The following is a 402-nucleotide window of genomic DNA, read 5'->3' on the forward strand; positions in this document are numbered from 1 at the left end:
GAACTTAATTCTCTGTTTAATTTTGAGAGACTAATCTCTTAATTGAAATAATAAATTTCAATTTTTAGCTCTCAGATTTTAATTTAAAATTGTTCTTTGAAAATTGCACAGATTAAAAAGATTAAATTGTTATACTCAACTAACTACAAAGTTAAAATTAGGGTATACAATTTCGCAAAGAAATAAAAAACGCGTTAGCGTTTTGCCAAAGGTCAAGCTACGAAGAGCGCATGGTGGATGCCTTGGCACTAGGAGCCGAAGAAGGACGTGATAAGCTGCGATAAGCTCTGGGTAGGCGCAAATAGCCTGTGATCCAGAGATTTCCGAATGGGGCAACCCACACAGCCAAAGCTGTGTATCCTGCATTGAATACATAGATGCAGGAAGGTAACTTGGGGAACT

General features: G+C 37.3%; 1 rRNA gene. It reads left to right on the forward strand.

Features of this window, described 5'->3' with window-relative positions:
* Positions 1–210 precede the first annotated feature (210 nt).
* Positions 211–402: ribosomal RNA gene (locus EGD97_RS12305) — 23S ribosomal RNA — on the forward strand; the annotation flags it as partial.

Origin of the sequence: Clostridium prolinivorans, from assembly GCF_004011155.1 — a bacterium.
Lineage (GTDB): Bacteria > Bacillota > Clostridia > Clostridiales > Clostridiaceae > Clostridium_AT > Clostridium_AT prolinivorans.